Genomic DNA, 26,125 nt, shown 5'->3' on the forward strand with positions numbered 1-26,125 from the left:
TTTTCTTTCACAGTCCGGCAGACCGTCGCATCTCAAAAGCCTGCCCGGTAAAAAAAAGCGGAATATGCAAGTAAACTCACATATTCCGCTTCACGCTCTTTTTATGTGTAAAAAACTATCAATCTTCTTTTACTTCCCATCCCAATGCGCTTGCTCCCAACACGGCAGCATCGGCATCTTTCAACTGAGAAAGCAACAGTTTAGTTTTACCTGCGTAGATTTTCAAGATATTTTCATCGATTGCTTTCTTAATCGGCTTCATGATATAGTCGCCTGATTTAGCCAAACCACCAAACAGAATGATTGCTTCGGGGCTTGAGAATGCAATGAAGTTAGCTAAAGCTTCACCCAAAATACGGCCTGTATATTCAAAAATATCCAAAGCCAGCTTATCGCCTTTCACTGCTGCATCGTAAACATCTTTCGAAGCGATTTCTTCCGACGGAATGTTTCTCAACAAACTCGGTTCGGTACTTTGTACCAAGAACTCGCGTGCCGTACGTGCCACACCGGTAGCCGAACAGTATGTTTCCAAACATCCTTTACGTCCACAACCACACGGACGTCCGTTACGGTCGATAATAACGTGTCCTAACTCACCGGCAAAACCGTCATGACCGTACACTAACTGACCGTTGATAACGATACCGCTACCTACACCAGTACCTAAGGTAATCATTATAAAATCTTTCAAACCACGTGCTGCTCCGTAAGTCATTTCTCCGATGGCAGCCGCATTCGCATCGTTTGTCAGAGCAGTAGGGATGCCCAACTTTTCTTCAAACATAGCAGCCAAAGGAATCACTCCTTTCCACGGCAGATTGGGAGCAAATTCGATAGTTCCGTTATAGAAATTACCGTTCGGAGCTCCAACGCCCATACCTTTAATCTTTTCCGTACCGCCAACAGCCTGTATCAACGGAATCAACTTCTTGCAAACTGCATCTACATATTCGTCAATATCCTCATGCTGCTGCGTCTTGATAGAATCAGAAGACAGCACATTACCACGTGAATCCACGATACCAAAAACAGTATTCGTACCGCCGATATCCATACCTACCACATACGGTTTTTCCATGTTTATAGTCATGATGTTTATATTTTAGGGTTAATTATACAGACAAAAGTAAGGATTCGACACATATAGAGCAAATTTTTTTCCGTTTATTTACGCAACTGTGTAACTTTTTCTATATTCGCAGCGTCTAACAAGACGGAAACCAAAGATTATAATAGAATGATACACTTAAAAGATATAAACAAAACGTATCACAACGGGGCACCGCTTCACGTACTGAAAGGCATCAATCTAGATATTGAGAAAGGGGAATTTGTTTCCATCATGGGAGCTTCCGGTTCGGGTAAATCTACATTACTGAATATTCTGGGAATATTAGATAACTACGATTCGGGAGAATATTATTTGAATGATACGCTTATCCGAAATCTGAGCGAAACGCGGGCGGCGGAATACCGAAACCGAATGATTGGATTCATCTTCCAATCGTTTAATCTGATTTCATTCAAAAACGCAATGGAAAATGTTGCCCTGCCGCTCTACTATCAGGGCATCAACCGCAAAAAGCGTAATCAGTTAGCTTTAGAATATCTGGAGAAACTGGGACTGAAGGAATGGGCACACCACATGCCTAACGAACTTTCGGGCGGACAAAAACAGCGTGTTGCCATTGCCCGTGCCCTGATATCGAAACCGCAAATCATCCTTGCAGATGAACCTACCGGTGCTTTAGACAGTAAAACTTCGGTAGAGGTAATGAATATATTAAAAGAACTGCACGACAAGGAAGGACTGACTATCGTGGTGGTTACTCACGAAAGCGGTGTGGCAAATCAAACAAACAAAATAATCCATATCAAAGACGGAATCATCGAACGTATCGAAAATAACATCGACCATAATGCTTCGCCTTTCGGTAAGAATGGATATATGAAATAACACTAAAAAGAAAAGCACACGATTATGGTTGACCTGATACAAGAAATCTACGGAACTATCATGCGCAACAAGCTGCGCACGGCGCTCACCGGCTTTTCCGTGGCGTGGGGTATCTTCATGCTTATCGTTCTGCTGGGAGCAGGCAACGGATTGATTCATGCTTTCGAAGGACAGTCGGAAGGCATGATGATGAACTCCATGAAAATCTTTCCCGGATTTACATCGAAGCCTTATAAGGGATTTAAGGAGGGACGAAGCATCTCTTTGGATGAAAGCGACCGACTTTTAACCGAGCGGGCTTTCCCAAACCACGTCATTGCCACGGGAGCTACTGTAAGCAAAAGCGATGCTTATCTTGCGTACGGAAAAGAAACGGTAAGCATAGGCATAGACGGGGTATTTCCAAACTACCCGGAACTGGAAGCCGTAAAGGTGAAGGAAGGACGGTTTATCAATCAGCGCGACATGCAGGAACGCAGAAAGGTTATCGTGCTTCACGAAAAAACGGCAAAGATTCTTTTCCCTTCTACCCAACCGCTGGGCAAATATCTTAACTCTAACGGTGTAGCTTATCAGGTAGTAGGTATTTACACTGACCAAAACAGTTTCTCACCTACCGCACTGATTCCTTTTACCACCTTGCAAGTGGTATATAATAAAGGTGACAGCATCGACAACCTGATATTCTCTACCAAAGGACTGACGGATGAAGCTACCAACGAGGCTTTCGAGCGGGATTACCGAAAAACAATCGGAGGAAATAAACACTTCGCTCCCGACGACGACGGTGCTATCTGGATTTGGAACCGCTTTACGCAATATCTTCAACAGCAATCAGCCGCCAGCGTATTGCATATTGCCATTTGGGTTATCGGTATCTTTACTTTACTGAGCGGAATCGTGGGAGTAAGCAATATCATGCTGATTACCGTGCGAGAGCGTACCCATGAGTTTGGCATACGCAAGGCGCTCGGTGCCAAGCCGATGTCTATTCTTTGGCTGATTATCTCTGAAAGCGTTACGATTACCACTTTCTTCGGATACATAGGGATGGTGGCTGGAATAGCAGTTACCGAATACATGAACCAAGTGGCAGGAAAGCAAACAATGGATGCCGGACCTTTTTCTGTCACCGTATTCGAGAATCCTACCGTAGACATGGGTATCGCCATCCAAGCTACTTTAACTTTAATTATAGCCGGAACGCTTGCCGGACTGTTTCCTGCCCGCAAGGCTGTCCGCATCCGCCCGATAGAAGCACTTAGAGCCGATTGATTATGAGACGATTTGATTTAGACACATGGGAGGAAATCTTAATCACCATTACCCGAAACAAGACCCGCAGTCTGCTCACCGCCTTTGGTATCTTCTGGGGTATTTTCATGCTGGTAGCGTTAATGGGTGGAGCGCAGGGTATGCAAGACAAGCTGCAACAAGGGTTCGTAGGATTTGCCACCAACTCCGGTTTCATGGGAACGAACAGAACCGGACGAGCTTACAAGGGATTCCAGCAAGGACGTGCATGGGATTTGGAAAACAAAGATGTAGAGCGGGTTCGCCGCAGCGTAAGCGAAGTGGATGTCATCACTCCGTCGCTGGCACGGTGGGGAATCGAAGCTATTTACAATGAGCATAAGATATCGGGTACGCTGAAAGGGCTTTACCCCGAATACGGAGAGATAGAAGAACCGTCTATCACTTACGGACGTTATCTGAACGAGATGGACGTGCGCGACCGGCGCAAGGTGTGCATCATCGGGAAGCGTATTTATGAAACATTGTTCCCCGAAGGAGGAGACCCTTGCGGTAAATTCGTTGAAATCAATGGCATTTATTATCAGGTTATCGGCGTAAGTATGAGTACGGGAAACATCTCGGTACAGGGACGTTCGGAGACTTCCATCATCATTCCTTTTACCACCATGCAGCAGAATTATAATTTCGGACAAAAGGTTCAGTTGCTTTGTTACACGGCGAAAAAGGGATATGCCATCAGCGAGGTAGAAAAGAAAGTGGCTCAGGTAGTTAAACAGGCTCACTTTATTCACCCCGACGATGAGCAGGCCATGATTATTCTGAATGCCGAGGCTATGTTCAGCATGATGGACAATCTGTTTACGGGCATCCGCATACTGAGTTGGATTGTCGGACTGGGTACGCTGCTTGCCGGGGCTATCGGTGTAAGCAATATCATGATGGTAACGGTTAAAGAGCGTACCACGGAAATTGGTATCCGCCGTGCGATTGGTGCCCGACCGAATGATATTTTGCAACAGATTCTTTCTGAAAGCATGGTACTGACCAGTATGGCGGGAATGGCAGGAATCTCATTCGCTGTCTTTTTATTAGATATTGTAGAAAAAGCGGTTTCCGAACCAAACGCCATCGTTCATTTCCAAATCAGTTTTTGGGAGGCTATCGGTGCATGTGTGTTATTGATGGTGTTGGGGTTACTTGCCGGACTTGCCCCTGCTTATCGTGCCATGTCTGTAAAGCCGATAGAAGCGATACGGGATGAATAGCTCTTTCATCACTTAATTATAACTCTACCACTCATTTTATCTGAATTTAAAACGAATAGCAAGATATGAAAAAGTACATTAAAATCGCTGTATTGGTGCTTATCGCACTAATTTTCATCGGGACTTTTGTTTTCCTTTATCAGAAGTCGCAACCGAAAGAAACTGTATATAACATCCTCACTCCGGAGGTTACCGACCTGATACAGACTACCGTGGCTACCGGAAAGATTGAACCGCGCGACGAGGTGGAAATCAAACCGCAGATTTCAGGCATCATTGCCGAAGTCTATAAGGAAGCAGGGCAAACGGTTAAAAAGGGAGAAGTCATTGCAAAAGTAAAAGTTATCCCCGAACTGGGTACGCTGAATGCTGCCGAAAGCCGTGTGCGCTTGGCGGAGATGAACGGACGGCAGGCTGAAACGAATTTGGAGCGCATGGAAAAACTTTACAACAGCAAATTAGTGAGCAGCGAGGAATACGAACAGACGTTGCTTGCAGCTCAGCAGGCTCGCGAAGAAACCCAAGCAGCGAAAGATAATTTGGAAATCGTAAAAGAGGGGATTACAAAAAACAGCGAATCGTTCAGCAGTACATTAATCCGCTCTACCATCGACGGACTGATACTCGATGTGCCTATCAAAGTGGGTAATTCGGTTATCATGAGTAATACGTTTAACGACGGAACTACCATCGCAACCGTGGCCGACATGAGCGATTTGATATTCCGTGGAAACGTTGACGAGACTGAGGTGGGACGCATCCGCGAGGGGATTCCGGTGAAAATCACTTTGGGAGCTTTACAGAACATGAAGTTCGATGCCAGTCTGGAGTATATTTCGCCGAAGAGTGTGGAAAACAACGGTGCTAACCAGTTTGAAATCAAGGCAGCAATCAACGTGCCTGACAACGTTACGATTCGTTCGGGATACAGCGCCAACGCCGAAATGGTATTACAGCGCGCCGACCATGTGTTTGCCATCCCCGAAAGTGCGCTTGAATTCAGCGGAGATTCTACATTTGTTTATGTGCTGACCGACAGCGTACCAGTACAGAAATTCGAGCGCCGCCCGGTTACAACGGGTATCAGCGATGGCATCAAGATTGAAATCAAACAAGGACTGAAGACCGGCGAATCGGTTCGCGGGTTGAAAAAAGAATTATAATCCATGAAAACAGTATCGAAATACATCGTAACGCTTGCCGTCGTTACCGGAGTTTCTCCCGTTTTCGCACAACAGGCATGGGATTTAAAGCAATGTATCGACTATGCCATCGAGCATAATCTGACGGTAAAACAGCAGGAGGCAACGCGCGACCAGAATGAAATAGAACTGAATACGGCGAAATGGAGCCGCCTGCCTAACCTGAACGGTAGTGCATCGCATTCTTTTAACTTCGGACGAAGCCTTCAGGCGAACAATACGTACCAGAGCATCAATACGCAGAGTACAGGTTTGAGTCTGAGTACCAGTATCCCGCTATTCACCGGGTTGCAAATTCCGAACAGCATTGCGCTTGCCAAACTGAATCTGAAAGCAGCCATCGAAGACCTTAACAAGGCTAAAGAAGATATCAGCATACAGGTCGCTTCTGCTTACTTGCAAGTGTTGTTCAACGAGGAACTCAGCAAAGTAGCCCACGAACAAGTAAAGCTGAGCCAAAGCCTGCTTGAACAGCAGGAGGCGTATTTCAAAGTGGGGAAAGCATCTGAATCGGAATGGCGTGAGGCACAGTCGCGCGTGGCGCAAGATCAGTTGTCTGCTGTACAGGCTGACAATAACTACCGGCTTGCACTGTTGGATTTGAGCCAGCTTTTGGAACTTCCTTCGCCCGATAACTTCAGCATTGTTTCGCCTGAATTAGAAGGCGACAACTTTATCGGGACGCTCACCTCTCCTACCGACATTTACAATCAAGCCTTGCTGATAAAGCCTTCTATCAAGGCAGCCCAATACCGGCTGGAAGGTGCAGCCCGTAATATCCGCATTGCCCAGAGTGCTTATTATCCTCAGCTCAGTTTCGGAGGCGGATTAAGTACCAACTACTATAAGGTGTCGGGCAGAGACAATGCCGGCTTCGGCTCGCAATTACAAGATAACTTCAGCCAATACTTCGGACTGTCGTTAAGCGTGCCTATTTTTAACCGACTCAGTACGCGAAATCGGGTACGCTCGGCGCGTGTACAACAAACCGCACTGAACTGGCAGTTGGAGGAAAGCAAGAAAACGCTGTATAAAGAGATTCAGCAGGCGTATTATAACGCCGTAGGTGCCGAAAGCCAGTATCGGAGCAGTCTGGCCGCCGATACAGCCGCTCAAGCCTCGTTTAAGTTGACGAAAGAAAAATACGTAAACGGCAAGGCAAACGCCACGGAGTATAACGAAGCACGGACCAACTGGATGAAAGCCGTATCAGACCGCATTCAGGCGAAATACGACTACCTGTTCCGTACGAAGATTCTCGATTTCTATAAGGGCATTCCGCTTACTTTGGAATAATCTTTCTGAAAGTAAACGGTCAGGCGCAAATCTTATCGGTTGGTATCGTTTCATTTAACCGATAGGATTTGCGCCTGACTGTTTTCTGGTTTATCAGATTTCTCCCCGCCTGATGGCTTCCATCACGTTGGCAGGCGCACGCTGCGCCAGAAATTCTTTCTTCATATAATCCATGTAAGGAGCGGCGTGGCGGAAAAACCGGTAGTATCCCGCACAAAGGTAATTCAGCCCGCTTTCTCCGGAAGCCGTTTGGGTAAAACGGTTTTTCGGACATTCGCCGTTGCAGGCAAACAGAAACTCACACTCGCGGCATTGGGTAGGAAGGCTGTCTTGCTTCATCCGCCCGAACTGTTGCTGCTTTTCGCCATACATCATTTCCACAAGGCTTTTTTCACGGATGTTTCCGAGTTTGAACTCCGGAAATACAAAGTGGTCGCACGAATAGACATCGCCGTTAAACTCCATCACGCCGGCGTGTCCGCACTGCTTTGCCAGCGTGCATACGCCGGGCTGTTCGCCCACCCAGTTTGCCAGCGTGGAATCGAACAACTGAATATAAAAGTTGCCCACGTCATTGCGCACCCATTCATCGAAAATGGTGCAAAGAAAGTTGCCCCATTGTTCGGGCGAAACGGAGAAATCCGCCAACTTCTCACCCTCATCGAGCGGCGTGGCAAGATAACGCCCGTCGGCACGACGCTTTATCCGCTCTACGATGGGGGTGAACTGGATATAATGGCAGTCGATTTCCTTGAAAAAGTGATAAAAATCCAGCGGATAGTCGCCATTAAAATCGTTTACCACCGCCAGCGCGTTCCACTCCACCCCGTGTTTGTTCAGCAGGCGGATGCCCTGCATCACCTTGACAAACGAAGGTTTCCCCTGCCGGTTCCTCCGGTACTCATCGTGAAACTCCTGCGGTCCGTCGACAGATACCCCCACCAGCCAGTTGTTGGCGCGGAAAAACTCACACCACTCGTCAGTAAGCAGCGTTCCGTTCGTCTGGATGCAGTTTTCAATGTTTCTGCCGCCCGCATACCGTTTTTGCAGTTCCATCACCCGCTTGTAAAAGCTGAGCGGACGCATCAGGGTTTCTCCGCCATGCCAAGTAAAAAGAACGCTTGACATGGTTTGCGCCTGAATATACTCGCGAATGAATTTTTCTAACAACTCATCGCTCATCACGTGTTTGGAAATGTCTTTATACAAGTTCGATTTTTCCAAATAGTAGCAATAATCACATGCCAAATTACACACCGAACCGATGGGTTTGGTCATGATATACAGTGGTTTAGCAAAAGGGGCTATAATCATTTCGATCAGTTAAAAAATTATAGCCGTAAAGATACATAAAACTAACGGAAGAAACCTACAACTTAACGAATAAGATTGGTAAACGCTACCCATAAAAAAATCCCTCCCAAGCCGGACACTTGAAAGGGATAAAAAGTGCGTTAAAAATAATTGTCAATCAACGGCCGGTTCTGTTTCCGCAGTGCCTGCTCAAGACTTCGAGAAGCTGTCCGCAGTCATCACAACTCACCACGTAAGTCTGATTGTCGGTTTTAATCTCAACCATCTCGTTTCCATTCTTGACAAATGCCTTATAGTTTCCGCTGTCTCCGCTCCGGAACAGCCCGATATGACCGAAATAGCCGCTGATGCCCCACAAACGGATATCCCGCATCAGACTCTTTTTATATCTCACCTGCCGAATGTCGCTAAAGGGGAGCGTAATCTTCCCCACTTTCTTCTGTATAACAAGGCTGTTTTCCGTTAACCCGACATATTCTATTTGAGATACAAATCCGTGGAACATGGCTGCGATTATGATACACAGTGCCGCTACCGCCATCCAAAACTGCCATGACCCGACAGAAGATACCGGAATACGGAGAGCGATTACATAGATTGCATAAAGCAACACAACAGTTACAATGCAGGTTGACAATAACATTCCGCTTGAGAATGATGACTTAAACTTTTTCATAATCATCTGTTTTTCAGGGTTACACAATCACTTACCTTTTAAGGCTCATAGAGATATAGCGAAAAATGTATCGTATAGCGTCAACTAAACCTCCAAACAATCACCACGGTTACCTACAAAAGCAAAATTAGCAAATTTTGTCGTAAATAGAAAGAGTAACAGAACAAATTATCCGTATAAAAAAAAGAAACCTGCCCTTGATATTGGTTTCATCAAAGGCAGGCCACTTGCTACTTTTGGGGTTATATCAACAACTTAATATAATTTATCGAATAAAAAAATAATAAGCGCTTTTTATCATTGCTTACCTTCTAATTTTCCTATTCGCATAACGATAGAGGTTTGACTTCTTCCCATTTTCTCTGCGATGTACTTTATGCTCTTTCCTTCATGGTAAAGTGTGAGTAGAAATTTGTCAGCACTGCGCGTCCATTTTTTATTGGCATTGGGATGCTTAGCGTAACTTTCTTCCGTAACCTTTTCGGGGTGTAAGAACTCGTCAACAAAAACAGACGGGAAGCGTCTGTCATAAAGAACGTATGTTTTTATTTTTGCTCTGGTGATAGCCACATAAAACAACCTACGTTCTTCACCATACGGATATTGGTCGCTTTTAGTCAGGACATAATCAAGAACAGGGTCATCGCTTACCATTGATGGAAATCCATAGGTGTCTTTATTACATTGAAGAATTATCACATAGTCCGCTTCAAGTCCTTTGGATTTATGTACAGTCAAAAATTCAATTTTTCTGTCTCCAATGAAGTAGTAAAAGCGATTTCCCTCTTTCACTGATTTGTATAGAAACGACAAATAGTAATCGTCAAAGGAATACCGCCCTAACAAAAAGATGGATTTATCCGCAGGAATAGACGCTACCAATTGTCCGATAGCGTTGCAATAGTCACTCCGTTCATAAGCACAGAATTGTAATTCGGTTTTAGTCTGTGGATTGAATGGGTGTATATCCTTTTTTATCTGTGCCTTGTTCCGCTGAATGAACTGCGATGATAGGCTTACCAAAGGTTCTCCAAAACGGTATGTCGTCTCGATTCTATTGATTTCTGTGGAACCGAAATAATCTGAGAACTGATTGAAAAGAGCCATGTCGCTTCCTGAAAAGCGGTATATGGATTGCCAATCATCGCCCACACAATACAATTTTGCAGGAGGATTGCCTTCTCGGAGTACTTTAAGGAAATTGTAGCGGTCAACTGATATATCTTGGAACTCGTCAACGATGATATACTCATACTTTACAGGATGAGAGGAATGGCATATTTCCGTGGCTTGCAGAATAGCATCGGTAAAGTCTATCTGATTGCTGTTTTTCAATTCTTCAATATACCGTTCATAAACAGGCTGAAATATTCTCTTTATAATGAATATACTGCGCTCGTCTCCAACATTTTTAGCCTGTTTCAAGACTTCTTGTATAGACTTGCAGCTTGACTTAATCAATGTCACAAAAGTTACAACAAGCCGAATGAAAGCCTTTTCCTGTTTACTATTTGGAGGAAGAACCATATCGTATAATTCGGCATCTGTTTTTTCTTGAACAGGAACATCAACCTTTTCCAACGAAGCTTTTAATGTATGCCGAATATCCGAATAACGGAAATCAGCACTTGAAGTTGTCAGCAATACAGTTCCAAACTTCTCATGGGCTGCTTTTTTCCATGTTATTCCGTCATTGTATTTTTGGTTTGCTTCTTCATAAGTAATGCCTTTGTCTTTTGCAAACCATGTGGGAACAAGTCCATGTTCGTCCACACCAAAATGCTCTAAATAAATACGTTTTGTCTTGCCATCCAGTTCAAAGTAAATGGAAAAATCGGGTCTGTATTGTGAGTGCATTTCATCTGCCAATGGATGTTCATAAGGTTCTTCATACCTGAATTTCACACCCAAAGAAGATAATGCAAAACAGATTTTCTGCTCCTGTTCACTACGAACATAAATGGTCTTCCCATCCATGTCGGGAATTTGGGCTTTCAAACGTGTTTCTTTCAATTCGGAGAGTTGCTGTCTGCGTTCATTCTTACGATGCTCCCAATCCGCTTCTTGCACCTGATAGTCAACAAAGTATTCGACGATGCTCTTTTTGAAATCCTCATCTTCCAATAGCTTATGATAGATTTTTACAAACAGTGCGTCTGTGTTATCGCAGATGGAGGGCTTCTGTCCTGTCGCTTTCCCGATGATATCAATGGCAAGTTTATGAAAAGTGTATCCTCTTAGCCCTGCAATCCCCATCCTTTCCGTCAACTCGGCAGCAGCCTTGTTTGTATAGCTGATAAGAAGAATGTTTTGAGGATTGATGTGTTTGATGTCAATCAGATACCTTACCTTTCCTACGATAGACGATGTTTTTCCACTTCCTGCGCTACTTACCACCAAACAATTATCTTCTTCGGACACGATTGAACGCCTTTGTTGCTTGTCTAACGGGTATTTAAGGCAATGGTCGAAGAAGTCTTTGTGGGTATCAAGAGTATCTTGGATAACCTGCTCATTATGCCTTTTTACAATTGAGTGGATATTTCCGAAATCATGTGTGAATTTTGAGATTGTCTCGGATGGTTCTATATGAAATGCCTCAAGACTTTTCAGCAAGGAATTCACTTCATGGAAGAACCCTGTGTAGTATTTCGTAAATTGTTCCTCTTCCGAAGAAGATATTATATATCCATTAAAACTGTTCCTTAAATCAGTTTCAATATCAATGAAAAAACTTTTATTGCTTTGACTTAATTCTTTTTCTCTGTGTTCTTGTATATCCCTATAAGGAGTAATGGTTGCTATGCGCTCTGACAGTTCATTTGACTTCTTTTTTAGCAATAACCGTATCGCTACTATGACTGCACCTATTATAGTAGCGATACTTAATACCAAAACAAGAAATGACGGCATAAAAAGTTACCTATTTATTATCAAATAGTCCAGCCAAAGCCCTTCTAATTGCTTGTCGAATATCATCGGCTTCTGTTTCCCCTTGCCCCTCAGCTGTACAAGAGCAAACCAATTCATGAGTTTCAGCTGAAATAAACTGTATTGTTACTTCTATTGTATAACCTAATCCTCTATTTCTTCTACCGCTTTCACCATAGTTTACAATCAGAGTTTTATTATTTAATTCAGATTTCAATTCGGGTAATACAACAAATCCATTTTTTATAAGTCCACCAGAAATAACATCACTTGGGTTAACACTTTTAGTCGTTGAAGCTCCATATATACCATATTGTCCTCCATAAGTGCCTCCTGCACTTGATGTCAATTCTTTTGTTGGTGTTATAAAAACGTATCTATACCCTTCTATTGGGGCATTCCTAACTATTACGGGTGTTTTTAATGCACCACAACTACTAAACATTATAACCGTGAGTACGATAGAAATCCATAATTTGAATGCTTTCATCATATCAATATTTTTTAAGTGACACAATTTATTAATTGTTTAATAACCACGAAGTGTGGAACTGCAATGCCTTCTTGTCATACGATTGTTCAGTTTCTCAGGCTTTACACTCGCAAGAAAAGCACAACGCTTCTTTTTATTAACATGTCTTAGACGGAGTTAGCTCCATCCAATTACAAAAATAGGGGATTTTTCCGATAATCCCCTATTTTATAGTGCTTTATTTACTTTTGAAATGGATTTTGAGAAATAGATTTTGTTTAACCAGTCCTAAAGGAATTTGTAGTATTCTCTTTTCGGACTGGTTTTATTTTTGTACATTTATATCAGTAAGGAGTTACCTGAAAAAGCAAAGCGATGCAGACTACAGTAATTAGAACAATCGCCAATTCATTGCCCAACGAGATAACCCTTTCCAACTCCCTTGATTTCAAAAAGATATTTCTCGTGCAGATCATGTCAACAATCAGTTGATGGCAATTTCATCGAAGAACAAGAAAGATTTCTTACCAGCTCCCGAATGCCACTTCGGTAGTACCGGAGTATTTTTACCCACGACACGCACGTAGCGCGTGTTCGTTTTGTCGAAACTGATTTCTTCACGCTTCAACACGTTGTTTTTGCTGCCCTTCTCAAGAACAGGAATCGACTTAGAAGCAATCTTGCGGAAGTTTTTTCCGTCTTCGGAAGCATAAACTTCCAGTCCGGTCAACCCGAAGATGTAATCGCCCGGAACGAGGTACGTACCTATTGAGACCGAGGAGATGTCTTTCGGCTCTTGCAAATCGACTACCGCATCGAAGTTTTGTCCGTAGAAACCGATGTAACGTCCGGAACGATAGTTGTCGTCGCCTTCCAAACCATCGACCAGCAGAGTAGCTCCCTTATAAGTGAACGATGCGTCGGGTTCTGACTTCAGCGTAATCGGGCGCATGGTGGCCAAATTATATTTCAAGGTTACTTCTGCAACGTTACTTTCCCGTCCGTCACGGATAGCTATAGCTTTTATCGTAGTTGTTTTATCGACAGTAAACGGTTCGGTATATTGCTGCGAAGCCGCGGTAGGCTCCGAACCATCGAGCGTATAATAAACGGGAGCGTTATCGAACGTACTCAGTGTAACTTCGGCTGCACCGCCCTCTCCTTTCGGTGTTGCACTGATGGTAACCTCTTCGATGTCTTCTTTGTAATGGAAACCGTATAAGCTGTATAAATCCAACTGATGACGCAGACGTTTCAAGAATCCGTTCAGGTCTTTCTTTTCAGGATTGCTCCACTGCAATTCGCTCAGCGCGGCAATGCGCGGCATCATCTGCCATTCCATCTTCACGCTGTCTTTCGTCCACTCCGTCCAGATACATCCCTGCACACCGATGATGTTTTTCTTTTCTTCGGGTGTCAGTTTTTCCGATTCAGGCTCAAAATTGTATACGCGCTCTACGCTGCTGATACCGCGCAAGCGGTTATATCCCGGATTGCTGAAGTAAAGGTGACTGATGGGACACACGATGGTAGGATGTCCTAACTGAGCTGCCTTGACAGATGCCGGTACGCCCGTCCATGCCATCACGGTAGTAGTTTCAGGATTGGGGTTTCCTTCCAGTATCTCATCCCATGCCAACATCTTCTTGCCGCGCTTGGCGATTTCCTTCTCTACTTCGTTCATAAAATAAACCTGCAACTGGTTTTCTTTGCTGTGTTCTTTGGTGTCGCGCAAGCCAAGCTCTTTGATTTTCGCCTGACACTTGGGACATTTTTCCCACTCTGCTTTCGGACATTCGTCGCCACCTATATGTATATAAGGAGCATCGGGGAATATATCCATTATTTCATTAACCACATCTTTTGCAAATTGAAGCGTTTTTTCATTGCCTCCGCAAAGCACTTCTTTAAACACGCCAAACTTGGTAGCCGTTTCATACGGACCACCCGTACATCCCAATTCGGGATATGATGCCAAAGCAGCCAGCATGTGACCCGGCATGTCGATTTCGGGAATTACCGTAATGAAGCGTTCTGCCGCGTATGCCACGATTTCTTTCGCATCTTCCTGCGTATAGAATCCGCTTACCGGAACACCGTCGAACTTGCCTGAGCCCGGAGCCGTAATGGTTTCTTTACGGTAAGAACCGACCTCTGTCAGCTTAGGGTATTTCTTGATTTCGATACGCCATCCCTGATCTTCGCTTAAATGCCAATGGAAGTAATTAATGTTATGTAAAGCCATAACATCTATCAGTTCTTTCAAGTATTCTTTCGGGAAAAAATGACGACAAACATCAATCATGAATCCACGATATCCGTAACGAGGAAAGTCTTTCACCGTTCCGGCAGGCAGCGCGCCGTCGGCTTTTCCTCCGGTAATGGGAAGTGCCTTATGTATGGTTTGAGCACCATAAAACACACCCGCTTCCGTAGAACCGTTCAAAGTAACGCGGTCGGCAGTAATATCCAGTACATAACCGTCTTTCTGAGCGATAGCCGGGTCAATACCTAACGCAATACAATTATTTCCGGCAGCTTCGGTAGTAGTTTTCACCTCCGCACCAGTCACATCTTTAATATATGTAGCCAGCAAGCGAGCGGTTCGTTCTAATTTTTCATTTCCTTCCGGATAACAAATTTTAGTTGAAGAGCGGATAACAAAAGGCGAAGCATCTGCAACTTCAGCAATTTCTTGAGGCTGCGGAATCACATTCAAATCGCCGGTCTGTACCTCTCTCGGCGAACATGCAGCCAGAGCCCCTGCCGCAAACAGACAGAATGCCCATGTCTTTACCTGAATCTTGGTCATAATGATAACTTTTTAAAATACTATTATGCAAAAATAATTATTTTCTTATAGTTTATTGGTTTAATTAATAATTTTTTGTATGTTTGTTGCATATTTGATTATTAAAAGACGAATGAGTGCCTGTTTTTCTAAAAAAAGAGAGATACATTATTACTAATATCCTGATAGCAGGAAATGTAAAGGGAAATTCATTTTAGTACCTAATACCAAATATTAAAAAAGTTTTATGAATCTGTGTGTGTTTAGTAAAGGCTTTTTCAAGCGGGTATCGCTTTGTGGAGCCGCAGTTTTATTGGCATGTCCACAACTGATGAATGCCGAAGAGGTAGCAGTTGGCAACGATGCAATGAAAGTTGTCCAACAAACCGTGGAGGTAAAAGGTGTGGTATATGATGCAACAGGAATGCCCGTTATCGGTGCATCAGTAGTAGAAAAAGGAAATCCGACAAATGGAGTTATAACCGACCTTGACGGAAACTTCACGTTGAACATTCCTCAAAACGGCGTAATTGAAATTTCCTACATCGGATACGCCACCCAAGAAATCAAAGCTACGCCGGGAAAAATTCTCAACATCACATTAAAAGAAGATAACCAACTGCTGGACGAAGTAGTAGTAGTAGGTTACGGTGTACAGAAAAAAGTGAACCTGACGGGTTCGGTAGCTACCGTTGAAGGTGAGACATTGGAACAACGTCCGTTAGCAAACGCCACCCAAAGTTTGCAAGGTTTGGTTCCGGGTTTGTATGTTGACAACACCAATGCCGGACGTCCGGGTGCCACTTCTTCATTGCAGTTGCGTGGTCAAGGTAACCTATCGGGAACTGGTTCTCCGTATGTATTGGTCGACGGTGTGGAAATGGATTTGGCAGATGTAAACCCGAATGACATCGAAAACATCTCTGTACTGAAAGATGCTGCCGCTTCATCTATCTACGGTGCACGTGCGGCATACGGTGTGATTTTGGTTACAACCAAAAAAGGCAAAGAAGGTAAAGCCCGTGTAAGCTATCAGGCAACGTTAGGATGGAGTTCTCCGATGTCATTGCCGGAGATGGTTAATGCAGCTGATTTTGCCAGATATTTCGATGCAGGTCTCTACAACAATAATCAGACCACACAATACGGTGAAGAAAAAATCGCATTGTTAGAACAATACATGCGAGACCCAAGCAGCGTAGACCCGTGGATGAATCTAACTCCGGGACAAACATTGGTCAACACCTTTACCAACAGCCCTGACGGTATAGGAAACGTAAACTATTTCGATTTGCATTATAAAAATGCGGCATTTAAACAAAACCACAACGTCAGCGTCAGCGGCGGCGGTGAGAAAGCACAATATTATGTATCCGGCGGCATGTATAAAGAAGAGGGTTTATTACGTTATGCAGACATTGATTATAGACGTTTCAATTTTAATACAACCATCAATGCTCAGGTAACCGATTGGATGAAGCTAAAAGTGAACACCAAATACATGAACTCAAATAATGAAACACCGTTTGGTGACGGTGGGTTAAATGAGGGGTTCTATCATAACTTGGCACGTTTCCGTCCTACTACCAGCGTCATTGATCCAAACGGAAACTTCACTGAAGCCTCTATGATTCCCTATTTACAGAGTGGAACAAATACCGTTACAGAAAACAATAACTTGACAATGACCGGAGGCTTGGAATTTGAACCGATTAAGAACTGGCGTATTTTCGTAGATTATACTTACCGCTACAATACCCGTGATTATGAAGCCGTACAAATTGCTCCCTTGATACCCAGAGCCGACGGAGAAACATATGATGTGGGAACTCGCGGAGAATTAGGAGTAGTAGAAGGTGGAAAATATACCCGCTATGCCATGAATAACCAATATCAGTCGCTCAACATTTACACTAACTATAATTTCTCACTGGCTGACAAGCATAACTTTACTGTCATGATTGGTTATCAAGAGGAATATTATAAATACAGATATCTTTATAATCAAGTATTGGACTTGCAATATGCTTCCAATCCAAGTCTTGAAATGGCAGATGGTGACCTAACCGTACGTGACAACCGTTATGCGTGGGCTACTCGTGGCTATTTCGGACGTATCAATTACGATTTCAAAGATCGTTATCTCTTAGAATTCAATGCACGTTATGATGGTTCTTCCCGTTTCGCCAAAGGAAATCGTTGGGGATTCTTTCCTTCTGTTTCTTTAGGCTGGCGTATCAGTGAAGAAGCTTTTATGGAGAAAACACGCGATGTTTTATCTAACTTGAAACTACGTGTATCCTGGGGATTATTAGGTAACCAAACCGGAGCTGCTTATTATACATTCGCTTCCTCCATGGATCCGTCAGGTATTGGCAACTGGTATTTCAATGGTATACGTTCTGGATATTATCGTCCGGGCGATGTAATTGACTCCAACACAACATGGGAAAAAGTAGACCATAAAAACATTGGTATTGATTTTGGATTCTTTAACAATTCATTAACCGGTACGTTTGATATTTTCCAACGTGACACCCGCGATATGTTAGGTCCGTCAGCTCCTTTATCAGATATATTCGGTGCTGTAGCACCCGAAACCAACAATGCGGAAATGCGCAATCGCGGTTGGGAATTGACCTTGCAATGGAGAGGTAAAATCGGCAGTGATATTGATTACACTATCGGAGGTTCACTTTCTGACGCTACTGCCGAAATCACAGCATACGATGGCGGCTATACAGACCCCGCAGGAGATAACGAAAATAGCACAGGCTGGTATAAAGGTAAGAAAATGGGAGAAATTTGGGGATACCGGGCTTCTGGAATTATTCAAACCCAAGATGAAGCCGATGCTTATAATGCGGCATACGATTTAACCGACATTTCACCATTGGCATGGGAACCCGGCGATGTTAAATATATTGATTTAAATAATGATGGTTCTATTGACAAAGGTACTAATAGAGTTGGTGATATGGGAGATATGACTGTCATTGGTAATACAACTCCTCGTTATCAATATACCATTAACGGTTCTATCTCTTGGAAAGGACTCTCATTGAGTTTAATGTTTCAAGGCGTAGGAAAACGTGATTGGTGCCCGGATAAAGGAACTGCTTATTTTTGGGGTTCAGGAGCATTGGCACAAGTAAACGTATTTAAAGAACACATGGATTATTGGACAGAAGACAATCCAGGTGCTTACTACCCGAAGCCGTATATCGGTGCGGCCGGTGCACGTTTACAGAACCTGAGAGCCAAGACATCGGAAAGAAGTGACCGCTATATACAAAATGCTGCTTACTGCCGTTTGAAAAACTTAACCATCAGCTATGATTTACCTGAGAAATGGATTAGCAAAGTACATCTTACTAAAGCCCAAGTATTCTTCTCTGGCGAAAATTTGTTGACCTTCACCAAACTAAGCAACATCTTTGACCCTGAAGGTTTGTTTACATATAGTGGTTATGGCAGCTCTAATGATTATGCAGGTAAGAACTATCCGATGACGAGGGTATTCTCTTTCGGAGTTATTTTGAATATGTAATTTATAGGATATGATTATGAAAAAGATACATTTATTAATAAGTTCTGTTTTATGTTTGGGACTTGCTTCTTGCTTTGACATGAACCAAGAGCCTAAAGGAGAACTTTCAACATCTGAAGCTTTCTCTACAACCAATGAGATACAGATGTACTTAAATATGTTTTATCAAGGAAGCGTTCCGAGAAGCGGAGGCGGAACTGTAAATAACACAGCTATAAAAACACATCCAAGTAATGCAAGTAGCGGTCTTGCTTTCGGTGATGCGGCCAGTGACAACTTGCTGCCTAATGAATTCGATTCACGCTTATCCGGAAACACATCCATAGCAAATGCTGTGGAGATGACTGATTACAGTGCTATTCGTAATGTAAACTTCTTGTTACAGAATATCGGCAGATGTGAAGATCAAGAGTCTGACGCTTTTAAACAATGTTTAGGAGAAGCTTATTATTTCCGAGCAGCTTATTATTACCATTTATTGGTGAATTATGGAGGCGTAACATGGTTAGATACTCCTTTAGACCCTAATACCGAATTAATGGCACGCCCGCGCAATACCCGTACGGAGCTAACTAATTATATCCTTACTGATTTGGATTTGGCTATTGAGAATCTAAACGAACAAAGTTCTAATGCAACAGGACGTGTACACAGAGATGTAGCACGGGCTTTAAAAAGCGAAGTAGCCTTATTCGCCGCTACATGGGAAAAATATCATCGAGCTGAAAATGACAAATTCTATGATACGACATTGACTAACGCAGAAGAACAGATAACAGACTGGTTGAATCAAGCTGTAAAGGCTGCAGAAGAGGTTATGCAACGTGATGTTTGGCAAATTCACAATACAGGTGATCCTTTGACTGACTATCGTGATTTGTTTATCACACTTGACCTAACCGGAAATCAAGAGGTACTTTGGTGGAAACAATACAATGCTGCTGCAAATATAGGTCATAACGTAACATATTACTCTTGTTATGGAGGCGGAAACAAGGGAGTTTCGGCATCATTGGTAGATGACTATTTGAAAAGAAACGGTGAATTATTTGAAGGTGCTGAAAAGTTGAACGCCAAGCGTACGTATGGTGTAGAATTATCTCCAACCTTGCGCGATCCTCGTTTATCCCAAACTGTTTTTACCCCCGGACAACAAATCAGAAGTGAAAACGGCGGAGTCTATTTTGAATGGCCGCCATTAGACCGTACAGATTACCACCAAAACACCACGGGATATTCTTTGTTAAAATATGAAGAATTCAACACCACCCTTGAAGCTTCTTATAATGAAGAAGGGCGAGGACAAGCTCCTGCCATTCAATTCCGTTATGCTGACATTTTATTGAATTATGCAGAAGCTTTGGCTGAATTAGATGGTGCCGCAAACGCACAGCGTATCATTAATGCCTTGCATCCCTTACGCCAGCGTGTAGACATGCCAGATGTAGATTTTGATAGAGAATATAACACAGATGCAGATTATCCGTTCCATAATTTGGATAAATACATTCAAGCAGTACGCCGTGAACGCCGTGTGGAAAAAGCAGCTGAGAATGCACGCTTGACAGATATTTTACGTTGGGCTGCAGCTGATGAATTAATTGTAGGCAAATATCCATTAGGTGCACTTTACACAGGTACTAATTTAGAAACTGAATTTTCAGACAAATTAACGCCGGGTGACGGTTTTTGGTTAAATTCTGAAGGTTACATTATTTCTGCTAACCCGGCAAGTTATCCTAATGGATGGCAGTTTAATGTAAACCGTGACTACTTGTTGCCTATCCGAGAAGAGATGTTAGGTCCGGATGGTCTGACCAGCGGACAATGGGAACAAAACCCCGGCTGGTAATCTTTTTATAACTTAATATAAAATGCACGGAGGTCGGATGTAACGTCCGATTCTCCGCGCATTTTCTTTTTATTTCCATAACAAAAACGTATCTTTGTCAATATTACGTTTCCCTGCATGGCAAATTTACTATTTAAACTTTTACATATTCTATGAAACAACTGACTTCCGCATTCCTTTACCCACTGACGGGAATGGCTGCACTTGCTTCATTGGCTTCATGTACCGAAGAAAAGGAGGCAGCAAAACAATACAACATTGTGTATATCATGACTGATGACCATACGGCTCAGATGATGAGTTGTTACGGTAATCATCTTATCGAAACGCCAAACCTCGATCGCATTGCCAATGATGGGGTTATTTTCACCAACAGCTTTGTTGCCAACTCACTGAGTGGTCCCAGCCGCGCTTGTATGCTGACGGGTAAACACAGTCATGCCAACGGCTTTACAGATAATACCACCTGCGTATTCGACGGTTCGCAACAAACGATGCCCAAGCTCCTGCAACAGGCAGGTTATCAGACGGCTCTTATCGGAAAATGGCATTTGATTAGTCTGCCTACCGGATTCGACCATTGGGAAATTGTACCGGAACAGGGCGATTATTATAATCCGGACTTTATTAACATGGATAATGATACGATACGGAAAGAGGGATATATCACCAATCTGATAACCGATATGAGTATCGACTGGATGGAGAACCAGCGCGACAAGAATAAACCGTTCTGTATTTTCATCCATCACAAGGCTATCCACCGCAACTGGTTGCCGGAACTGAAATACCTGTCTCTGTACGAGGACAAGACTTTCCCCCTACCCGACAATTTCTACGACGATTACGAGGGACGCCCGGCTGCAGCGGCTCAAGAGATGAATATCCTGAAAGATATGGATATCATTTATGACAACAAGATGGACCGCGCCGATAAGGAAACTCCTTTGAAAGAACGTTATGAAAGTTACGTGGGACGTTTGAGTCCGGAAGACCGCAAAGTTTACGATGCGTTTTACGAACCGATTATCGAAGATTTCTATAAAAAGAACCCGAAGGGAAAAGAATTGGCAGAATGGAAGTACCAACGCTATATGCGCGATTACTCGAAAGTTGTAAAATCATTAGATGACAATGTGGGGCGCGTACTCGATTATCTGAAAGAAAAAGGCTTGCTGGATAATACGCTGGTGGTTTATACATCCGATCAGGGTTTCTATATGGGCGAACATGGCTGGTTCGACAAGCGATTCATGTACGAAGAGTCTATGCATACGCCGCTAATCATGCACTTGCCGAAAGACTTCAAAGCGAAGGGAGAAATTCCGCAGATGGTACAAAATATCGACTATGCACCTACGTTCCTCGATTTGGCAGGCGCACCGATTCCGGAAGATATTCAGGGGGTATCGTTGCTGCCTCTGCTGAAAGGAGAGAAACCTGCCGACTGGCGGAAATCTTTGTACTACCATTTCTATGAGTTCCCTGCCGAACACATGGTAAAACGTCATTACGGGGTGCGCACCGAACGGTATAAGCTGATTCATTTCTATAACGACATTGATGAATGGGAATTGTACGACCTTCAAGAAGACCCGACTGAAATGCACAACTTATACGGCAAACCCGGTTACGAAAAGATAACGGAAGACCTGAAAGCCGAATTAGTGAAACTTCAAACGCAATATCAAGACCCGATTGAAGAAAAACTGAAACAGCAACAGAAGAACTAATTCATTCTGTTTCGCTTCTTAACTAAATCCGATAATAAGGAAGCGTATCCGATACGCTACAACTGATGTCTTTTGACGCGGATTACACTATGCAACACGGTTTCCGTGAAGTTCCGTGTAATCCGCGTTTTATTTATATACCATGAAAACATTATGAAACGTAACCTTCTTCTTATAATGCTTTGCTATGCTACTCTTTTGTTCGGGCAATCGGAACTACAACCCGAAATCATAAAACTTGATACGTGCTGGAGTTTTGCAAAATCGGGAAGCAACGATTGGCTGTCTGCCACCGTTCCGGGTACGATACATCAAGACTTGTTACGCCATAACCTGCTGCCCGACCCTTTTTTCGGAACGAATGAACAGAAAATACAGTGGGTTGAGAACGAAGATTGGGAATATAAAACCTGTTTCTCACTCAGTGAAGACCAAATGAAACGACAGGCGGCACGCCTTGTCTTCGAAGGACTTGACACGTATGCCGATGTGTATTTGAACGGTGCGCGAATCCTTGCTGCCGACAATATGTTCAAGGGATATGCCGTTGAGGTGAAAGACATGTTGCGCTGCGGCGAAAATCACTTGCGGGTGGTTTTCCGTTCACCGATTAAAGAGACTCTTCCGCAATGGGAAACCAATGGTTTCGAGTATCCGGCAGACAATGACCATGCAGACAAAAAGGTCAGCATCTTCAGCCGGAAAGCTCCTTACAGTTTCGGCTGGGACTGGGGGATACGGATGGCTACCTGCGGCATCTGGCGACCTGTCACGCTGCAACTGTACAATGTGGCGCGCATTGACGATTATTATGTGAAACAACTGTCGCTTACCGACGAGAAAGCGTGCCTGTCTAACCAAGTGGAAATTTATAATGTGACCGGCGAAACGATACTGGCAGAAATAGACATCGACTGTTCTCTGTCGGGCGCGACTGAAAACGCCGCGAAACAGCAAGTTACGTTGCAACCGGGATACAACTCGGTGAATATTCCTCTCGACATCCGCAACCCGAAGCGTTGGATGCCTAACGGATGGGGCTCTCCCACTCTTTACGACTTCACAGTCAGAGTAAGCTATCAGAATGAAATCCTTGCCGAAAAACATCATCGCATCGGGCTGCGTACCATCCGCGTGGTAGCTGAAAAAGACAGCGCGGGCGAATCTTTCTATTTTGAAGTCAACGGGGTTCCGATGTTTGCTAAAGGCGCAAACTATATCCCGTCCGATGCTTTGCTGCCTAACGTAACAGCGGAGCGTTACCAAACGTTGTTCCGCGACGTGAAAGAGGCAAACATGAACATGATACGTGTATGGGGAGGCGGAATATATGAGAATGATTACTTCTACGATTTGGCAGACGAAAACGGCATTTTGGTTTGGCAGGATTTTATGTTTGCCTGTACACCTTATCCGGCAGACCCGCCTTTCTTAAAGAAAGTGGCGGAAGAAGCTGAATATAACATCCGCCGCCTGCGTAATCATGCGTGTCTGGCTATGTGGTGTGGCAACAACGAAATCGAAGAAGGCATCAAGTACTGGGGATGGCAGAAACGGTTTGATGCGGATGTCTACAAGCGTTTCGGGACAGACTACCGGAAACTGTTCCATGAACTTTTACCTGCCCAAGTAGCGAAATTCGATGAAGGGCGGTTTTACATGCACACGTCGCCTTACTTCGCCAACTGGGGACGGCCCGAATCATGGAGCGTACGCGACAGTCACAACTGGGGAACTTGGTATGGCAGAAAGCCGTTTGAGTCGGCAGACGAAGAACGAAGCCGTTTCGTCAGCGAGTATGGTTTCCAGTCTTTTCCCGAAATGAAAACCATCCGTACGTTTGCTTCTCCTTCCGACTACCGGATTGATTCGGAAGTGATGACGGCACATCAGAAAAGTACGGTAGGCAACGACCTGATAGCCGAAAGCATGGAGCGTTATTTCAAAGTGCCTCAACGTTTTGAGGATTTTGTTTACATCGGATTGGTTTTACAGGGTCAGGGTATGCGCCGCAGCATGGAAGCGCATCGCCGCCAACGTCCGTACTGCATGGGTACGCTTTATTGGCAGCTAAACGATAGCTGGCCGGTAGTATCTTGGTCGGGCATCGACTATTACGGCAACTGGAAGGCGCTTCACTATCAAGCCAAGCGCGCTTTTGCACCGGTACTCATCAGCCCGTTAGTAAAAAACGACAGTTTGCGGGTACATCTGATATCCGACCTTCTCGACAATCTTCAGGAGCTGACGCTCGACATGCGTCTGACCGACTTTTCGGGCAAGGTATGGAAAAAGGAAAGCCGTAAAGTGGATTTACCGGCTAATTCTTCGCACGAAGTTTTCGGCAGCACAACTGCTTACTGGAAATCCGCAAAAGACTTAACCGAATGTTATTTGCTGATAACCCTGAAAAACAGCAGGAAGCAGCCGGTAGCCCAAAGCGTATGCTACTTTGTTCCGACCAAAGACCTGAAACTGCCGGAAACGAAAATCCGCCGGAAAGTAAAGTATTCAGATGGCAGTTATACGATAACGCTTTCTTCCCCCAAGCTGGCGAAAGATGTATTCATCGAGATACCCGTACAAGGCGCACGTTTCAGCGATAACTTCTTCGACCTCCTTCCGGGAGAAAAACGTGTGATAACCATCGAGTCACCCCGCTTTACGGGAGACGAGGAAATCGCTGTCCGGCACATCCGCGATACGTACTAAAAACTCAGCTAAACATACTAATAACCAACAAAATAAAAGGCAGTAAGGAGTCACCCTACTGCCTTTTTCTATATCGGTAAACCGGTGCTCACTTGCCAAGACCGATGGACGCATTATTTCTACCGCTTGCGTTACCCCGTGCTACCGCTTGCGTTTGACAAAACATGCGGTAATGTAAGAGAAAACATGCGGTAGCGTTTTTCCACGTTTGCAGCCCGCTTTCCGGATGCTTACGCCAAGCGGATTCCGTCAGCTTCCAACACAATCAACCGCTTCTTATACAAGTCTCCGACTGCCTTCTTAAACGTCTTTTTACTTACCCCGAAAGTCTGGTAAATAACCTCGGCATCGGTTTTATCGTTCATGGTGGTATGTCCCCCCTGCTCCTTGATATAGCGCAACAGCACTTGGGCAAAATCATCCACCTTGCGCATTCCGCTCTGCTGAAGCTCAAGGTCTATCTTTCCGTCCTCGCGCACCTGCTTGATGTATGCCTTCATCTGCATCCCCATCCCTATCGGCTGAAATATCTCGCTGTGGAACAACATTCCGCTGTACTCATTGTCAACGATAACCTTATATCCCAAATCCGTCCGTTGCCATACCAGTATATCCACCTCTTCGCCCGGCTCGTATTCCGGTTTTTCTTTCGACAGATATCTCTCTATTTTCGCAGAAGCCACGATGCGGTAACTTTCAGTATCCAAGTGAACATGCACGATGTATTTCCGCCCCTTCTCCATCTTTGTCTTCTGTTCACGGAAAGGAACAAAGAGATCTTTCATCAATCCCCAGTTCAGGAATGCGCCAAATTGGTTCACCCATGCTACTTCCAGACAAGCAAAATCGCCTACCTGTGCGTATGGTTCTTGGGTGGTTGCCACCAAACGTTCGTCCATATCCAAATAAATAAAGACATTCAGCATGTCTCCCGGCTTACATCCTTCAGGGACGTATCGTTTCGGCAACAGGATTTCACCGTCTTCTCCTCCATCTAAATACAGTCCGAAATCAACCTCCTTCACTATTTCCAGTTGATTATATTTTCCTAATCGTATATGACTCATTGCTTTTAATTTTTCGTAAAGATAAAAAGTTTTTTTCAACCCACAAA

16 protein-coding genes are annotated in these 26,125 nt (G+C 44.0%); 9 read left to right on the plus strand and 7 right to left on the minus strand.

Annotated elements, in window-relative coordinates; genetic code table 11:
• Positions 1 to 118: 118 nt before the first annotated feature.
• Positions 119 to 1,093 carry an ROK family protein gene (locus H9626_RS04550; protein WP_178257184.1) on the minus strand — a complete coding sequence of 325 codons (975 nt, stop codon included), beginning with the start codon at positions 1,091 to 1,093 and terminating at the stop codon, positions 119 to 121.
• Positions 1,094 to 1,240: 147 nt separating this feature from the next.
• On the opposite strand from H9626_RS04550, the gene H9626_RS04555 reads away from it, so the two are divergent.
• The 5 genes from H9626_RS04555 (at position 1,241) to H9626_RS04575 (ending at position 6,980) form a co-directional block, all read left to right on the plus strand.
• Complete coding sequence (locus tag H9626_RS04555; protein ID WP_178257183.1) at positions 1,241 to 1,960, plus strand: ABC transporter ATP-binding protein; 720 nt, start codon at positions 1,241 to 1,243, stop codon at positions 1,958 to 1,960.
• Positions 1,961 to 1,984: 24 nt separating this feature from the next.
• Positions 1,985 to 3,235, plus strand: a complete 1,251-nt coding sequence (locus H9626_RS04560; protein ID WP_178257182.1) for an ABC transporter permease — start codon at positions 1,985 to 1,987, stop codon at positions 3,233 to 3,235.
• Between the two features lie 2 nt (positions 3,236 to 3,237).
• Positions 3,238 to 4,482, plus strand: coding sequence for an ABC transporter permease (locus H9626_RS04565; RefSeq protein WP_178257181.1), 1,245 nt, complete (start codon positions 3,238 to 3,240; stop codon positions 4,480 to 4,482).
• Positions 4,483 to 4,547: 65 nt separating this feature from the next.
• Positions 4,548 to 5,645, plus strand: a complete 1,098-nt coding sequence (locus tag H9626_RS04570; RefSeq protein WP_191709695.1) for an efflux RND transporter periplasmic adaptor subunit — start codon at positions 4,548 to 4,550, stop codon at positions 5,643 to 5,645.
• A gap of 3 nt (positions 5,646 to 5,648) precedes the next feature.
• Complete coding sequence (locus tag H9626_RS04575; protein ID WP_178257179.1) at positions 5,649 to 6,980, plus strand: TolC family protein; 1,332 nt, start codon at positions 5,649 to 5,651, stop codon at positions 6,978 to 6,980.
• Positions 6,981 to 7,073: 93 nt separating this feature from the next.
• On the opposite strand, the gene H9626_RS04580 is transcribed toward H9626_RS04575, so the two are convergent.
• The 5 genes from H9626_RS04580 to H9626_RS04600 form a co-directional block, all read right to left on the minus strand.
• A complete protein-coding gene (locus tag H9626_RS04580; protein ID WP_178257178.1) occupies positions 7,074 to 8,294 on the minus strand; it encodes an anaerobic sulfatase-maturation protein in 1,221 nt (406 codons plus the stop codon).
• 157 nt (positions 8,295 to 8,451) lie between these two features.
• Entirely contained in the window at positions 8,452 to 8,970 is a 519-nt protein-coding gene (locus H9626_RS04585) for a PH domain-containing protein (protein WP_178257177.1), read from the minus strand.
• A 297-nt stretch (positions 8,971 to 9,267) separates the two neighbouring features.
• Complete coding sequence (locus H9626_RS04590) at positions 9,268 to 11,883, minus strand: UvrD-helicase domain-containing protein (protein ID WP_191709696.1); 2,616 nt, start codon at positions 11,881 to 11,883, stop codon at positions 9,268 to 9,270.
• A 10-nt stretch (positions 11,884 to 11,893) separates the two neighbouring features.
• Positions 11,894 to 12,346, minus strand: a complete 453-nt coding sequence (locus tag H9626_RS04595; RefSeq protein WP_438616936.1) for a hypothetical protein — start codon at positions 12,344 to 12,346, stop codon at positions 11,894 to 11,896.
• A 511-nt stretch (positions 12,347 to 12,857) separates the two neighbouring features.
• Positions 12,858 to 15,185 carry a glycoside hydrolase family 20 protein gene (locus H9626_RS04600; RefSeq protein ID WP_191709697.1) on the minus strand — a complete coding sequence of 776 codons (2,328 nt, stop codon included), beginning with the start codon at positions 15,183 to 15,185 and terminating at the stop codon, positions 12,858 to 12,860.
• 310 nt (positions 15,186 to 15,495) lie between these two features.
• On the opposite strand from H9626_RS04600, the gene H9626_RS04605 reads away from it, so the two are divergent.
• From H9626_RS04605 to H9626_RS04620, 4 genes are all read left to right on the plus strand, one after another.
• Entirely contained in the window at positions 15,496 to 18,714 is a 3,219-nt protein-coding gene (locus H9626_RS04605; protein WP_178257189.1) for a SusC/RagA family TonB-linked outer membrane protein, read from the plus strand.
• A 16-nt stretch (positions 18,715 to 18,730) separates the two neighbouring features.
• Entirely contained in the window at positions 18,731 to 20,566 is a 1,836-nt protein-coding gene (locus H9626_RS04610) for a RagB/SusD family nutrient uptake outer membrane protein (RefSeq protein WP_178257175.1), read from the plus strand.
• A gap of 152 nt (positions 20,567 to 20,718) precedes the next feature.
• A complete protein-coding gene (locus H9626_RS04615; protein ID WP_178257174.1) occupies positions 20,719 to 22,299 on the plus strand; it encodes a sulfatase family protein in 1,581 nt (526 codons plus the stop codon).
• Positions 22,300 to 22,452: 153 nt separating this feature from the next.
• Positions 22,453 to 25,011, plus strand: a complete 2,559-nt coding sequence (locus tag H9626_RS04620) for a beta-mannosidase (protein ID WP_191709698.1) — start codon at positions 22,453 to 22,455, stop codon at positions 25,009 to 25,011.
• A gap of 230 nt (positions 25,012 to 25,241) precedes the next feature.
• Here the strand turns inward: H9626_RS04620 and H9626_RS04625 are convergent, their stop codons facing one another.
• Complete coding sequence (locus H9626_RS04625) at positions 25,242 to 26,078, minus strand: CvfB family protein (RefSeq protein WP_178257172.1); 837 nt, start codon at positions 26,076 to 26,078, stop codon at positions 25,242 to 25,244.
• Positions 26,079 to 26,125 lie beyond the last annotated feature (47 nt).

It is taken from the genome of Phocaeicola faecium, assembly GCF_014837055.1.
Taxonomy (GTDB): Bacteria; Bacteroidota; Bacteroidia; order Bacteroidales; family Bacteroidaceae; genus Phocaeicola; species Phocaeicola gallinarum.